The sequence below is a fragment of the Streptomyces sp. NPDC054872 genome (assembly GCF_053610705.1).
In genome coordinates, this window is the sequence record NZ_JBSGYY010000009.1 from 61,215 (window position 1) to 74,392 (window position 13,178).

Below are 13,178 nucleotides of genomic sequence, written 5' to 3' on the forward strand. Positions count from 1 at the left end.
CTAGACCGTACAGCGAACATCACTGACTCACTCAGGGGTTTTCGTCCCCCTCGCGACCCGTCAGCCCTCCACCCAGCCGTGACTCCTGCCGTGCTGCACCAGTTGCTCGCGGAGCTGCTTGATCTGCTCCCCGGTCATCCACGGAGCCGCCTCAAGGAGCAGCTCGGTCACCTCGAACGAGTACTCCGCGACGCTGAGTACATCGCAGGTCGGCTCCTCACCGTCGTCGAACCCGGCGGCCGACGCCTGGATGGACGGGGGCACCTGTGCCCTGCCACCCGCGAACGGCACTGCCGTCTGCGCCTGCGCCCCCGAGGGGAGCCGGACCGACGATGCCTTGGGCCCACGCTCACCCTCCTCGATCTCGAACTCGACCCGCGCCCCCGTGTGCACCAAGGGCTCCGGGATCAGCAGATCGTTGGCGTGCAGGAACACGTCTTCCCCACCGTGCTCCGGGGCGATGAACCCATACCCCCGCGCGCCGTCGAACCGGACAACTCTGCCAGCGACCATCTCGACCCCTACCCCGACACCATCCCCGGGCCCCTCGCCCGGACAGCCAGTGCCGAAGCCTAGCCTCCGGGCTGCTGTGCCACACGGCCGTACGGCCCCTCGGGCGCCTGGGGCGACCAGCCGCAACACGGCCTGCGGGCGACTCAAACTGCATCGGGCGTCCGGGCAAGATAGCTGCATGGACCTTCGAATCTTCACCGAACCGCAGCAGGGTGCGACCTACGAGACGCTCCTCCGCGTCGCCAAGGCCACCGACGACCTCGGCTACAGCGCCTTCTTCCGCTCCGACCACTACCTCGTGATGGGCTCCTCCGACGGTCTTCCCGGCCCCACCGACGCCTGGATCACCCTCGCCGGGCTGGCCCGTGAGACCCAGCGGATCCGGCTCGGCACCCTGATGACCGCCGGCACCTTCCGGCTGCCCGGCGTCCTCGCGATCCAGGTCGCGCAGGTCGACCAGATGTCGGGCGGCCGCATCGAGCTCGGCCTCGGCTCGGGGTGGTACGAGGCCGAGCACACCGCGTACGGAATCCCCTTCCCGAAGGAGAAGTTCGGGCGCCTGGAGGAACAACTCGCCATTGTCACCGGCCTGTGGGAGACCCCGGTCGGCGACCGCTTCACCTTTGACGGCACCTACTACCAGCTCTCCGATTCCCCCGCTCTTCCCAAGCCCGCGCAGCCCAAGGTGCCCGTCCTCATCGGCGGCCACGGCGCCAGGCGGACGCCCGCCCTGGCGGCCCGCTACGCAAGCGAGTTCAACATTCCCTTTGCCTCTCTCACCGATACCGAGCAGCAGTTCAAGCGCGTGCGCACCGCCGCGGAGGAGATCGGCCGCAAGGCCGACGACCTCACCTACTCCAACGCTCTGGTCGCCTGCGTCGGCAAGACGGACGCGGAGGTGAAGCGCCGTGCCGACGCGATCGGCCGCGAGGTGGAGGACTTGAAGGCGAACGGGCTCGCGGGCTCCCCGGCCGAGGTCGTGGAGAGGATCGCCGCTTACCAGGCCGTCGGCTCGCAGCGCATGTACCTCCAGATCCTCGATCTGGACGACCTCGACCACCTGGAGCTGATCTCCTCGCAGGTCATGTCGCAGCTGGCCTGACCGCCCGGCGGCCGCCCCGTGGCCGGCCCGCGCCGGTGGAGTCGGCCCCTGCCGCGCTCCCGTCAACTCCACCGGCCCCCGCGGTCGCGCGCCGCCCCGGCCGGGTGAAATTCCGTCAACCCCGCATCCGGTGTGGCCCCGCCCCAGTGACCCGTCGCCGCGGATGATCGTTGGCTCGGGCGGAGCCGGACCGCCCGGCACCCGCGCCGGCGGCAGCTGCCGGTGGTGCGTCGCTCGCATCAGCTGCCCTCCGCCAACTGGAGGGCGAGGGCCGAGGAGGCCGCCATGTCCCAGGAAGCCGTACCCGAGCAGGAGGCCGCGCGCGAACCGTCCGTGCCCGAGCAGCATGGCCCACCCCAGGGCCTGCTCCAGCAGATGGAGGAGCTGATGGCCGCGCTCAACGCGGACCTGACCCGGCTCGACGCGGATCTGCAGCAGTCCACGACGGCCGACGACACCACGCCCCCCGCGCCTCGTCCCCCCGCCGGCGACGAGCCCAACCGCTCCTGACGGGACCGGCACTCCCCCGGCGCTCGTACCGACCGGCCGCACCCGGCCCCCGGCGCGGCCCCGGATCATGGCGACCCCGCCGCCGAGTCGGGCTCGGGCAGGCTCTGCTCGCGCACCGCGAGCCTGCGCAGCATCTCGAGCACCCGGTCCCTCGACTCGTCGGCGGCGTCGATCGCTTCCATACACTGCCAGTACACCCCCTCGTCGTCCGCGCCCATGGCCACACCGACCAGCGCGATCCCCACATCGCCGAGCAGTTCGTCGAGCCCGCGCAGCACCTCGTGTGCCTGGCCGATGCCCGTGAGCCGCGCCGCCCGGATCTCCTCCGTCCCGAGGGCCGGGGTGATCAGAACCCCGCAGCCTCTGCCGCCGACCTCGCTCAGGCCGAGCGCCTCCCCCCGTAACTCCGGAGGGCCGGCGATCGCGAGCCGGCTGCCGATCGCCTGCGCGAGGGCCTGGGACTGGCACACCTCGGCAACGATGTCCGAGGGGTCCTGGCTCCGCGCCAGTGCGTGCCTGCTCGCCTCGATGAGCCGCATCGCCTCCATGCGCATCCCCACCCATCCCGCGCGCACACCCACCGCACGTTCGCCCGAACTCCCTTGCTCACTACCCAGAGTGAGTGCCAGCGGGACGAAAAGCCAGAGCAACCAGGAAATCTGTGGACAAGTTATCGACTGTGGACAACGCGTCCACTCCGGAGAGTGACAAATCTACGCGGCATAGATCTGCGACCGCGCAGGAATCACGTACAGGGATCACGTACAGAGATGGATCACGTACAGGGCTCACCGGACACCAGACACCCGTGAACCGTGCGTGCTCTCACCCCGCGGGAAACCGCCGCTCGTTCCGGTCGATCTTCGCGTCGAGCGCCGCCAGTGCGTCGATGCCGAGCACCTCGCAGAACTGCAGCAGGTAGGCCAGCACGTCAGCGACCTCGTCCGTCACCCGGTGCGCCGATTCCGGGTCCTCCATCACCCGTGCCGACTCGTCCGGGGTCAACCACTGGAAGATCTCGACCAGTTCGGACGCCTCCACGCTGAGCGCGGCGGCCAGGTTCTTCGGCGTGTGGTACTGCTCCCAGTCCCGCTTCGCCGCGAAGTCGGCCAGCCTGCGCTGCAGTCCCGCTACATCAAGTTCCGTCACGCCCCCAGGTCTACCATCGCGGCCTCGCCCACCAGCGCGCCCCATGACGCGTCGTTCACCGTCCCGACGAGGCGGATGTGGCCGCGCTCGCAGGTGCCCGCCGCGAGTTCGGCGAGTGCGCGCTTCTGCCGCTGGTCGAGAAAGTGGTCGAGTCCGTCGGCGAGCACGGTGAGGCTCTGGTAGGCCGACGGCACCTCGGCCACCGGGTCCACCTCAAGCACCCCGGGTCCGGTGAGCAGCACCAGGGCCAGCGCCAGATACCGCAACTCGCCGTCCCCGAGCCGCCCGACGGGCGACCTGATGCCGCCGCCGCGGTCGATGAGCGCACGGACCGACCCGTCGTCGGCCACCTCCGCGAAGACATCGGCGACCGGCCCGGCGCAACCAGCCCGTACCGCGCTTACCAGCCGCGCGTGGCGGTGGCCGCACTCCTGCCTCGTACGGAGAAGAACCTCGGCGAGGTTGTCGCAACCGCTCAACAGGCGCCCCGCACCGATGAGTCCAGGAGGCACGGGCAGCCGCATGAGGCCGGGCCGAGGAGCGCACGGGAACACCGAGCGCAGCGCGACCACCACCTGCTCGGCCGCGGCGAGCACCAGGCGCTGCCCCTCCGTCTTGCCCGCGACCCGCAGCGGGAGCAGCGCCGTGCCGAGCCGGTCGTCCGGCAGCGGACCGCGCGTCACCGGCGTCATGCCCGCCGTGTGCCAGGCGGCCTGCACCGCACGCCGCCCCGGGTCGCGCAGCGCCGTCTCCAGGAGGGTGAGCCCGCCTCGGGTCAGCCGCTCACCCACGACGCGCAGTTCGGGCTCGGCCTGTACGGCGAGGTCGAGCCGCACCGCCCCGACGGGACCGTCGACCGTGCAGCCGATGCGGAAACCGCGGCGGTGCTGTCCGTCGCCCCGTGCGCGGTCGGGCACGCAGGCCACGGGATCGGCGAAGACGTCGACGAGTTCGTCGCCCGCACCGAGTCTCGCCAGCGCCTCGTACGCGGCGAGTGCGGTGGTCTTGCCGCTTCCGCTCGGCCCCGCGACGAGGGTCAGCGGACCGAGCGGGAACACGGCGCCCCGGTGCGAGGCGAAGGCCGAAAGGCGCAGTTCGGTGACGCGGCTCCGGTCCGGACCCTTCGGTGGCTCGGCGCCCGCCTCCGGGAGGTGCACAGTCATGTCCGGACGGTAGGGGGACACGGCTCTGGTGAACCGTTCCGCCCAAGTGACCTTCCTACGAATGAGGGATTCCGCGGGGGCGCCGAACCTTTGTGTCCCTGCTCAGGCGATCGCACAGGCGACCGCGACGGCGGCGACCACTGCGACCGAGACGGCGGCGTCCGCTACGACTGTGCCGCCGCGACGAGCCCCTGCACCTCGGTGCCTGGCGGCGCCAGAAGGAAGACGTTCTTGTCGACCCGGTGCATCCCGCAGCCGAGGCCGAGGACCACGCCGCTGCTGAAGTCCAGTACGCGCTTGGCGACTTCCGTCTCCGCCCCGGTCAGGTCGAGGAGGACCGGGATCTGCGCCATCACCGTCTCGGCGACCTCACGGGCGTCCGCGAAGATGTTCACCCGCATCACCACAAAACGCCGCCGCGCCTCGGTCTCCGCGTCGGGCATCGCGCGGTGGCCGGGCCAGGACGGCCATTCGTTACGGCTGCGCAGCGGTACGACCTGGGCGAGCCCTTCCCACTGTTCATCGGTGACGTCGTGGCTGTTCAACGCTCCACCCCGTCCTGGCTCGCACTCGATATCTGCACTGGCTCATTCTTACGCGACCTCACCCGTTCAGCCCAACACCGACACGGGGCGAGCGAACCAGTGTGCCAGTGCCGGCGGGTCAGTGTCCCAGGAGTCCCACAAGCCCTTCGGTCAGACAAACGTGCCAACAGGCCCAGTCATGACCGCCGTTGTACGCGTTCAGGGTCACCCGGCAGTCGCGCGAGCGCAGGGTCTCGTACAGAGCGCGATGATGATCAAGAATTTCTTCCTCACGCAGTCCGACATCCAGGCGCACGGTGACGGGCCGTGAGGCGCTGACGTCGAGACCCGAGACGGGCGCGGACTGGGCAAGGATGTTGCCGAACCGTTCCGGCCGCAGGAGCCCCGCGTACAGGGAGGTCAGCCCGCCGAGGCCCTGACCGGCGACGAGCGTGCGCGCGGGGTCGGTGGTGAGGGACCGGCGGCCGGCCGCCCACGGCAGCAGTTCGTCGGCGAGGAAACGCACCTGGCTGTCGTGCGCGCCCAGCTCCCGGGTGCGCGTGGCCCTGTCGACGGCGTCCGGCGCGAGGACCGCGAGCGGCGGCACGGCGCCGTCGGCGACGAGCGCGTCCAGCGTGTCCTGGAAGGCGAGCCGCCCGAACCACATGTCGCCGTCGTTCAGCACGAGCACCGGCAGCTCGGCCGTCCGGCCGCCCGGCGGCAGGTACGTCCACACGTCCCGCTCGGCGCCGAGCACCCCGGCGGGCAGCCGGTGCCGCTCGACACTGCCGCGGGGCACACCGGCGCGCCGCCCGGCCCAGGGCTGGGCGGGCGCCTGCGGGAGTTCGTACACGGAGTGGTCGCGGTCGGGCCAACGCCCCGGCATCCTACGGCGGTTGAGCGGGTCGGCTGCGGCGTGCGCGGAGAGGGAGAGCAGCCGCCGCTGGAGGAGTTCGGCGGATGCGGGCGGTTCGCCGGGGGAGATGTCGGCCGCCATGCGGTACGAGCCGCGGTGGTCGGCGCGCAGCCGGTAGGTGAGGTGCCAGATGTCCGTGCCGGGCAGCGGGCTCAGCCGGGACGCGGCGAGATCCGTACGGTCCGCGACGCCTTCGGCGATGAGCAGGACCTGCCGGGTGGCCCGGTGGCCCCGCCACAGGAACGTCACGGCGCGGTGGTCCGGGTCGCCCTCCAGAGCCTCGATCAGGGGAGTGCCACGGCGCGCGGCATCCGCCCAGAACTCCTCCAGGACGACGGCGCGTTCGGCTTCGGTGGCGTCGGCGGCACGGGCGGCGACGCGCTCGACGCCGGGCGCGGTGCCCGCGATCTCGCGGGGCGCCGCATCGGCCGCGGGCACCCCCATGGTCAGGCTCATCCGCACACGAAGAGGACCCGCATCGTTCCCCGCCTTCCTGGTCCAGCCACACGACAACATCAAGTTAGCTAAGCCTAACCTAACCCACGTCACCGTACGTCATGCACCGGCGCGCCGCCGCGTCCCCGATCAGCTCCTCAGCGGCCGGAAGAACGTTCGCAGCTCCCGGGCCACCTGCTCGGGCTCCTCGTGTGCCATGAAGTGCCCGCCCCGCTTCGGGGTGCTCCAGTGGCGCAGGTCGGTGAAGGCGCGCTCGGCCAGGCTCCTGGGGTAGTCCGCGAACGCCGGTTCATGGCTGAGGGTGATGGCGCCGGGGACGGTGATGGGCGGCACCGGCTTGTTCCGTGGGTAGTCGTAGTACTGGCGGAAGGAGGAGCCGATGCTGCCGGTGGCCCAGTAGAGGGTCGCGACGGTGAGCAGGGTGTCCTTGTCCCAGCGGGCCTCGAGATCGCCGCCGCAGTCGCTCCAGTCGCGGTACTTGTCGGCGATCCAGGCGACGAGCCCCGCCGGCGAGTCCATCAGGGCCGCGGCGATCGTGTCCGGACGGGTGCACATGATCTCGCTGTAGCCCTGGTCACCCTCGTCGTACGCGGCCAGCGCGTCGAGATACGACCGCTCCTCGGGAGTCGGCGGCTCCGCGTCGAACTGTTCCGTGATCACAGCGGAGGTGATGTGCACCCCGGCCACGGTCCGCGGATAGAGGGCGCCGAGCCACTGCGTGACCCCGCCGCCGATGTCTCCGCCGAAGGCCCCGAAGCGTTCGTGGCCCAGCGTCCCGGTCATCAGCTCGTGCCAGATCTCGGCGACGCCCCTGCGGGTGAACGGCTCGCGCGGCAACTCGGAGTGGACGAAGCCGGGCAGCGAGGGGATCACCACGTCGAAGGCGTCGGCGGGGTCACCGCCGTGCGCGCCCGGGTCGGCCAGGTGCCCGGCGACCCGCAGCATCTCCACGAAGCTGCTCGGCCAGCCGTGGCTCAGGATCAGCGGCAGCGGCGCGGGGGCGCCTTCGGGGCGGCGGCCCCGCAGATGCACGAAGTGCACGCGACGTCCGGCGACTTCGGCGACGTACTGGGGAAAGGCGTTGAGCCGGGCCTCGGCGGCACGCCAGTCGAAGCCGTCGGCCCAGTAGGCCACGAGTTCGCGCAGATAACCGGGGTCGACGCCCGCCGCCCAGTAGGTGGAGTCGGAGGGCTGCGTGAACAGGGTGCGCTCCAGGCGCGTCCGCAGGTCGTTCAGCACGTCGTCGGAGACGGAGGTCCGGAAGGGAACGGGTTCGGCCGGCATTGGTTCCTTCGGTACGGAAGCAGGGGCGCCCGGAGCGCCGCGGCGCCGAAGCGACGACTGTGCGGCGGGGGCAGGCCCATGATGCGTCGACGCGCGAGAATCTGCGCATGGATTTTGATACGACGGATGCCTACCTGCGCCGCATCGGCGCCGAGCGCCCCGCCACTCCCACCGCGCGGGCCCTGCACGACCTGCACCTCGCGCACCTGCGCGCCGTCCCCTTCGAGAACCTCTCCATCCACCTCGGCGAGGACATCGACCTCACCGAGGACTCCTTGGTCGCGAAGGTCGTCGACGCCCGCCGCGGCGGCTTCTGCTACGAACTCAACGGCGCCTTCGCCGCACTGCTCACCGCGCTCGGCTTCGAGGTGACCCTGTTGCAGGCCCGTGTGTACGACGCCGAAGGGCGGCCCGGGATTCCCTACGACCACCTTGCGCTGCACGTGCGCACCTCCGACGGTGACGACCTGCTCGCGGACGTCGGTTTCGGCACGCACAGCCACTTCCCGCTGGCCTACTCCGAGCGCGGCGACCAACAGGACCCCGGCGGCACCTTCCGTATCACCGAGACCCCCGAAGGCGACCTGGACGTCAGCAGGGACGGCAAGGCGCAGTACGTGGTCGACCGGCGCCCGCGCGCGCTGGGTGACTTCACCTCCGGTGCCTGGTGGCACCGCGCCTCGCCCCGGTCCCACTTCACGCGGTCGCTGGTCTGCTCGATGCTCACCGAGGCCGGACGGATCACCCTCAGCGGCCGCACCCTCACCACGACGGAGGCCGGGCAGCGATACACCGCCGAACTGGCCACGGACGCCGAGGTGCTCGACGCGTACGCCACGCACTTCGGCATCACCCTGAAGCAGGTGCCGCAGGTGCGGGAGACTGTGGTCCGCGGCGGCGACGCCACGTCCTGAGCCGCTCGGCCCGCCTCTTGACCGTTCCTCCAAGGCGCTCGCATCTGCCACGGAGGAACACCCCAGAAGTGTTGTAGATGCCAGGTAACGCGGCCTATCGTGGCGCGCATGCAGTCCTACACCATCGGACAGGCGGCACGCCTGCTCGGCGTCAGCCCCGACACCGCTCGTCGCTGGGCGGACGCCGGGCGGGTCGCCACCCACCGGGACGAAGGCGGCCGTCGGCTCATCGACGGCCGTGATCTCGCCGCGTTCTCCGTCGAGGTCGCGCAGGGGCAGACGCAGGGAGCCAACGGCGAGGACGAGGCGCCCTACACCTCGGCCCGCAACGCCTTTCCCGGCATCGTCACCGCCGTGAAGCTCGGCGATGTCGCGGCCCAGGTCGAGATCCAGGCAGGTCCGCACCGGCTCGTCTCGCTCCTGACCCGGGAGGCCGTGGAGGAGCTCGGTCTGGAGGTCGGCATGCAGGCGACCGCCCGCGTGAAGTCCACCAGCGTGCACATCGATCGCACCTGACCCCTGGTCCGCACCCCGGGGCCCGCCGCTACGGACCGGACCGCGCCGTCGGCCCGGCTTCCGGGAGTTCCACGCTCATGCCGCTCGCGCCCACCCCTGTACGGCGCCGCCCCGCGGCCGTTGCGCTGACGGCCGCCCTGCTCGTGCCCGCTCGCCGCCTGCGGCAACGACGACGGCAAGGACGACATCGGCAGCAGGCTCCGGCTCCTGATTACCTCGACCCAGGCCCCCGACCTCGTCGCCGAGATCACCCCGCAGGCCGCCGCCGACCTCGGCCTCGGCCTCGTCGACGGGACGCGGGTGTGGACCAGCGCGAAGGCGACGGAGGTCACCGTCGTGCCCACGTGAGGCGCCGCCCTCCCCGCGGGCCCGGCTCAGCCGAAGAGTTCGTGGTCGGCCAGGACGTCGGCGATGATCCGCTGGTCGACGGCCGCCCGCTCCGGGGCGGTGCCGATGTTCTCGGACAGGGTCAGCAGGCACTTCCACAGGAGCCAGCCACGGGCCCGCGCCCACGTGCCCGCGTCCTGCCCGACCGCGCGCCGGAACGCCTCCCGGCTCTCGCCCGCGAACACCCCCCACGCGATCACCAGATCGCAGGCCGGGTCCCCGACGCCCGAGGTGCCGAAGTCGATGACGGCGGTCAGCTTGCCGTCGGCGACCAGCAGGTTGCCCGGGGCGATGTCGCCGTGGAACCACACGGGCGCCCCACGCCACTCGGCGGCGAGGGCGGCCTCCCAGACGGCCGCCGCCCTCTCCGTGTCCACCCGGCCTTCGAGAGCGGCGAGGCACCGCCGGGTCTCCTCGTCGTAGTACGCCGGTGACGCCCCTCGGTACCAGCTGTGCTCGCCCGCGAGCGGACCGCCGGTGGTGTCGCAGCGCTGCAGGGCGAGGATGAACTCCGCGACGGAGAGCGCGAACTGGGGCATGTCGTCGATGCGTCCGCGAGCGGACGTCTCGCCGTCGATCCAGCCGCGGATCGACCAAGGGAAGGGGTAGCCCTCCCCCGGCACACCCGCGCCGAGGATCGGCGGGACGGCGAAGGGCAGGGACGGCGCGAGCCGCGGCAGCCACTCGTTCTCCTTGGCCACCGCGGGGACATAGCCGGCGGCCGTGGGCAGCCGGGCCGTGAGGGTGTCACCGAGGCGGTACGTGCGGTTGTCCCAGCCGTCGACCTCCACGGGCCTGACGGGCAGGTCGCGCCATTGCGGAAACTGGGCGGCGACCAGACGCTTCACCAGAGCGGCGTCGATCCCGGCACGGCCATCAGGAGGAGTCGAAACCATGCGGGGATCATCGTCTCCCGCAATCACGCCGCGCAACGAATTATCGAGTTGTCGAGCGATTGGAACGACTTCAGTCAACAGTGATCACGACGGCCGCGCCGTCTCGCGCGGACCTTAGGCTCTGCCCCATGGATGCCAGTTCTGTGACCAGGACGGTCTCCGTCACCCGTCTGAACTCCGGGGACCACGCATGCCTCGGATTCGACGACGACGAAACCCGCTGGGAACTCCGTGCCGCGTACGCCGACATCGGCCTGTCGCGCGGCGAGCAAGTGGTGTTCTTCACCGACCGGGCGACCACTCCCGCGGTCGCGGCCGAGCAACTGAGCGCCGGCGGCTTTCCCCTGGGGTCCGCGCTCATGGACGGCCGCCTTGTCGTCGTCAACGAAGTCCCCGGGTACGACCCGGTCACCGGCTTCGATCCCGTCGAACGCGCGGCCACCTGGCTGGAGTTGGCCGACAAGGCACGGCACGACGGCTTCTCCGGGATCCGGGCGGTCGGCGACATGGGCTGGGCCACCGAACCGGGCGTCGACCAAGAGCTCCTGGTCGAGTACGAGACCGGGCTCTCGCCGCTCTTCGCCGACATCGGGTTCACCGCCATCTGCGAGTACGACCGGCGCAAGTTCGGCGAGGGTCTCCTGGACCGGGTCCACCGCGCCCACCCCAAACAGATCCTGCGCCACCTCGGCGCCCTGGACATAGCCAGGACGGGCACCGAACTGCGGGTCGCCGGAGACGTCGACCTCGCCACGCGCGAGGAGTTCGACTCCGCGCTCGCGCGCGCCCTGGCCGGCCCGGACCGTCCGTGCCTGCTCGATCTCTCCGAGCTGTGCTTCATGGACGTACACGCCGCATCGACGCTGGTGCGGCTCGCGGGCGGCCTGCCCCACGACCACCTCCTTGCGGTCCGCTCACGGCCCGAGCAGGACAGAGTGATACGGCTCTGCGGAGCCGTCGACGTGCCTCAACTGGTCCTGGGCGAAGGGTGATCCGCGAAGTGATCCTCAACCGCGGCATCGGCAACGACGACAACGGCGGTGACCCGGCCCCGCACCGGGAACACACCGACGCCATCCTCGCCCCGCCACCGGGCAGGGCAATCCTCCTGGAACTCCCCTTCACCATGGCCGACTTGGCGCGCCTGCGCTTCCTGGTCAACCGCCGCGCCGAGGACGCCGGCCTCTGCGATCCCCGGCTCAGCGACTTCGTGCTCGCCGTGCACGAGGTCGCCAGCAACGCCGTCGTGCACGGCGGCGGCAAGGGCCGCATCCACCTCGCGCACACGGCCGAGGGACTGCGGTGCGTCATCGGGGACAGCGGCCCGGGGCTGCCGAGGGCGGAGCCGTGCGCGGCGGCGGCCCTCCCCGACGGGGACGAGGCCGAGAGCGGCAGGGGTCTGTGGCTCGCCCAAGCCCTGGCGGACCACTTCGACGTCGCGGTCTGCCCGGCCGGGACCACGGTCACGCTGGTGGCGCTGCTGTCCTGAGCCGGGCCGTACGGCCGGCAAACCGCTCATGCCGATGCCCGCTCGACCAGCGCCGGACGGAACACCATCGACAGCGGCGCGCTCCCCGGCCGCTCGATCCGCCCCAGGAGCAGCCGGGCCATCTCGGCGGCCATCTCCTCCACCGGCTGCCGGACCGTGGTCAGGGCGGGCTCGCAGGCACCGGCGGCCTCACTGTCGTCGAAGCCGACCACCGCCACGTCCCGCGGCAGCCGTCTGCCCGCACGCAGGAGCGTCTGCAGCGCGCCCTGCGCCATGAGGTCCGACGCGACGAACACCCCGTCCAGGTCCGGGCGTTCGGCGAGGAGCCGCCGCGTCGCCTCGGCGCCGCCCACCCGGGTGAAGTCCGCCTCCGCCCAGGGTGCGTCGGTGATGCCGTGCGCGGCCAGTGCGTCGCGGAAGCCTTGGAGGCGCTCCTGGGCGGCCGGCATGTCCTGCGGTCCCGCGATGCTGCCGATCGTGCGGCGCCCTCCGGCCACCAGACGGTCGACGGCCATCCGCGCCCCCGCCCGCTGGTCCACCTCCACGTACGGCAGCGGGACCGTCTCCGCCGGGCGCCCCGCGAGCACGGCGGGCAGCCCGGTCTCCGCGAGGAGGCGGGGCAGCGGATCGGAGGCGTGCGAGGAGACGAGGACCGTCCCGTCCACGTGGCCCTGGCGCAGATACGAGAGGAACTGCCGGCGCGAGGTGTCGTCGTCCACCAGCATCAGGACCATCTGGACCCCGGCCGGGCGCAGCACGTCCAGGAGGCCGCCGACCACCCGGCCGAAGTGCGGGTCGGTGAACATCCGGCCGACGAAGGGAGCCGTGATCGGCCGGCGCTCCCGCTCCGACACGACCAGGGCGATGGAGTCGGTCCGCTGGGTCACCAGGGAACGGGCGGCCTGGTTGGGGACGTAACCGGTGGCCTCGACCGCCTCCTCCACCTTGCGGCGCAGCACCTTGTCGACGGTGGGCGCGCCGTTCACGACCCGGGAGACGGTGGCGCGCGAGACCCCGGCCGTCCGGGCCACGTCCTCCAGGGTCACGGGGCGAACGGGGCGCGAGGCGTCGGCAGTCACGGGGTCTTTATAGCAACCGGGGCGGGCGGGTGTTCGGCTCTCCTTGCCTGCTGCGGGGGCAAGTCCGCTTGCACTTACGGCGGCTGACGCACAACAGCACCGCCGGACATAACACCCACGTATCGACGATTGACTTCAACTTGCGCACAGAGGCACCTAGTTGACTTCTTTCCGCTCAGTCAGCGCGACATCGTGCGCACCCCCTTGACGCGCCTTGTCCCAGACACAACTATCCAACGCGAGAGAGCGCTCTCTCAGCGATCACCGTTCAGGTTCTGAA

General features: G+C 71.5%; 15 protein-coding genes and 1 pseudogene. 7 read left to right on the forward strand and 9 right to left on the reverse strand.

Annotated elements, in window-relative coordinates:
• Window positions 1-60 precede the first annotated feature (60 nt).
• Window positions 61-513 (reverse strand): cold-shock protein, encoded by a 453-nt coding sequence (locus tag ACWGIH_RS13325; protein ID WP_453443285.1) that lies wholly within the window; start codon window positions 511-513, stop codon window positions 61-63.
• A gap of 178 nt (window positions 514-691) precedes the next feature.
• Between ACWGIH_RS13325 and ACWGIH_RS13330 the strand changes: the two genes are divergently transcribed.
• Both ACWGIH_RS13330 and ACWGIH_RS13335 read left to right on the forward strand, forming a co-directional pair.
• Entirely contained in the window at window positions 692-1,615 is a 924-nt protein-coding gene (locus ACWGIH_RS13330; RefSeq protein ID WP_453443286.1) for an LLM class F420-dependent oxidoreductase, read from the forward strand.
• 285 nt (window positions 1,616-1,900) lie between these two features.
• Complete coding sequence (locus ACWGIH_RS13335; RefSeq protein ID WP_453443287.1) at window positions 1,901-2,125, forward strand: hypothetical protein; 225 nt, start codon at window positions 1,901-1,903, stop codon at window positions 2,123-2,125.
• A gap of 65 nt (window positions 2,126-2,190) precedes the next feature.
• Here the strand turns inward: ACWGIH_RS13335 and ACWGIH_RS13340 are convergent, their stop codons facing one another.
• The 6 genes from ACWGIH_RS13340 to ACWGIH_RS13365 all read right to left on the reverse strand — a co-directional run bounded on the left by ACWGIH_RS13340 (window position 2,191) and on the right by ACWGIH_RS13365 (window position 7,617).
• The gene (locus ACWGIH_RS13340) at window positions 2,191-2,673 is read right to left on the reverse strand and encodes a DUF6099 family protein (RefSeq protein ID WP_453443288.1); all 483 of its coding nucleotides are present in this window, start codon (window positions 2,671-2,673) and stop codon (window positions 2,191-2,193) included.
• A 277-nt stretch (window positions 2,674-2,950) separates the two neighbouring features.
• The gene (locus tag ACWGIH_RS13345) at window positions 2,951-3,274 is read right to left on the reverse strand and encodes a nucleotide pyrophosphohydrolase (RefSeq protein WP_453443289.1); all 324 of its coding nucleotides are present in this window, start codon (window positions 3,272-3,274) and stop codon (window positions 2,951-2,953) included.
• Window positions 3,271-4,437 carry an ATP-binding protein gene (locus tag ACWGIH_RS13350; RefSeq protein ID WP_453443290.1) on the reverse strand — a complete coding sequence of 389 codons (1,167 nt, stop codon included), beginning with the start codon at window positions 4,435-4,437 and terminating at the stop codon, window positions 3,271-3,273. The genes ACWGIH_RS13345 and ACWGIH_RS13350 overlap by 4 nt, the downstream gene beginning before the upstream one ends.
• A 164-nt stretch (window positions 4,438-4,601) precedes the next feature.
• The gene (locus ACWGIH_RS13355) at window positions 4,602-4,982 is read right to left on the reverse strand and encodes a cell division protein SepF (protein WP_160507707.1); all 381 of its coding nucleotides are present in this window, start codon (window positions 4,980-4,982) and stop codon (window positions 4,602-4,604) included.
• Between the two features lie 118 nt (window positions 4,983-5,100).
• Window positions 5,101-6,333 carry an enterochelin esterase domain-containing protein gene (locus ACWGIH_RS13360; RefSeq protein ID WP_453443291.1) on the reverse strand — a complete coding sequence of 411 codons (1,233 nt, stop codon included), beginning with the start codon at window positions 6,331-6,333 and terminating at the stop codon, window positions 5,101-5,103.
• A 129-nt stretch (window positions 6,334-6,462) separates the two neighbouring features.
• Window positions 6,463-7,617, reverse strand: coding sequence for an epoxide hydrolase family protein (locus ACWGIH_RS13365; protein ID WP_453443293.1), 1,155 nt, complete (start codon window positions 7,615-7,617; stop codon window positions 6,463-6,465).
• A gap of 107 nt (window positions 7,618-7,724) precedes the next feature.
• Here ACWGIH_RS13365 and ACWGIH_RS13370 point away from each other — a divergent pair, with 107 nt between their 5' ends.
• The 3 genes and pseudogenes from ACWGIH_RS13370 to ACWGIH_RS13380 form a co-directional block, all read left to right on the forward strand.
• On the forward strand, window positions 7,725-8,531 hold the full coding sequence (locus ACWGIH_RS13370) for an arylamine N-acetyltransferase family protein (protein ID WP_453443294.1): 807 nt from the start codon (window positions 7,725-7,727) through the stop codon (window positions 8,529-8,531).
• 108 nt (window positions 8,532-8,639) lie between these two features.
• The gene (locus ACWGIH_RS13375) at window positions 8,640-9,047 is read left to right on the forward strand and encodes a TOBE domain-containing protein (RefSeq protein WP_453443295.1); all 408 of its coding nucleotides are present in this window, start codon (window positions 8,640-8,642) and stop codon (window positions 9,045-9,047) included.
• Between the two features lie 189 nt (window positions 9,048-9,236).
• Window positions 9,237-9,395: pseudogene (locus tag ACWGIH_RS13380) on the forward strand (TOBE domain-containing protein); the annotation flags it as partial.
• A 26-nt stretch (window positions 9,396-9,421) separates the two neighbouring features.
• On the opposite strand, the gene ACWGIH_RS13385 reads toward ACWGIH_RS13380, so the two are convergent.
• A complete protein-coding gene (locus ACWGIH_RS13385; RefSeq protein WP_453443297.1) occupies window positions 9,422-10,330 on the reverse strand; it encodes an aminoglycoside phosphotransferase family protein in 909 nt (302 codons plus the stop codon).
• 128 nt (window positions 10,331-10,458) lie between these two features.
• Between ACWGIH_RS13385 and ACWGIH_RS13390 the strand changes: the two genes are divergently transcribed.
• Window positions 10,459-11,322 carry an MEDS domain-containing protein gene (locus ACWGIH_RS13390; protein WP_453443298.1) on the forward strand — a complete coding sequence of 288 codons (864 nt, stop codon included), beginning with the start codon at window positions 10,459-10,461 and terminating at the stop codon, window positions 11,320-11,322.
• A gap of 8 nt (window positions 11,323-11,330) precedes the next feature.
• A complete protein-coding gene (locus tag ACWGIH_RS13395) occupies window positions 11,331-11,819 on the forward strand; it encodes an ATP-binding protein (protein ID WP_453443300.1) in 489 nt (162 codons plus the stop codon).
• A 26-nt stretch (window positions 11,820-11,845) separates the two neighbouring features.
• On the opposite strand, the gene ACWGIH_RS13400 is transcribed toward ACWGIH_RS13395, so the two are convergent.
• Window positions 11,846-12,898 carry a LacI family DNA-binding transcriptional regulator gene (locus ACWGIH_RS13400; protein ID WP_453443302.1) on the reverse strand — a complete coding sequence of 351 codons (1,053 nt, stop codon included), beginning with the start codon at window positions 12,896-12,898 and terminating at the stop codon, window positions 11,846-11,848.
• Between the last annotated feature and the right edge of the window lie 280 nt (window positions 12,899-13,178).

Coding starts and splice junctions, on each gene's coding strand:
- ACWGIH_RS13335 (WP_453443287.1), top strand. CDS start 1,901: ATGTCCCAGGAAGCCGTACCCGAGCAGGAGGCCGCGCGCGAACCGTCC.
- ACWGIH_RS13385 (WP_453443297.1), bottom strand. CDS start 10,330: ATGGTTTCGACTCCTCCTGATGGCCGTGCCGGGATCGACGCCGCTCTG.
- ACWGIH_RS13360 (WP_453443291.1), bottom strand. CDS start 6,333: ATGAGCCTGACCATGGGGGTGCCCGCGGCCGATGCGGCGCCCCGCGAG.
- ACWGIH_RS13325 (WP_453443285.1), bottom strand. CDS start 513: ATGGTCGCTGGCAGAGTTGTCCGGTTCGACGGCGCGCGGGGGTATGGG.
- ACWGIH_RS13330 (WP_453443286.1), top strand. CDS start 692: ATGGACCTTCGAATCTTCACCGAACCGCAGCAGGGTGCGACCTACGAG.
- ACWGIH_RS13375 (WP_453443295.1), top strand. CDS start 8,640: ATGCAGTCCTACACCATCGGACAGGCGGCACGCCTGCTCGGCGTCAGC.
- ACWGIH_RS13370 (WP_453443294.1), top strand. CDS start 7,725: ATGGATTTTGATACGACGGATGCCTACCTGCGCCGCATCGGCGCCGAG.
- ACWGIH_RS13390 (WP_453443298.1), top strand. CDS start 10,459: ATGGATGCCAGTTCTGTGACCAGGACGGTCTCCGTCACCCGTCTGAAC.
- ACWGIH_RS13340 (WP_453443288.1), bottom strand. CDS start 2,673: ATGGAGGCGATGCGGCTCATCGAGGCGAGCAGGCACGCACTGGCGCGG.
- ACWGIH_RS13365 (WP_453443293.1), bottom strand. CDS start 7,617: ATGCCGGCCGAACCCGTTCCCTTCCGGACCTCCGTCTCCGACGACGTG.
- ACWGIH_RS13350 (WP_453443290.1), bottom strand. CDS start 4,437: ATGACTGTGCACCTCCCGGAGGCGGGCGCCGAGCCACCGAAGGGTCCG.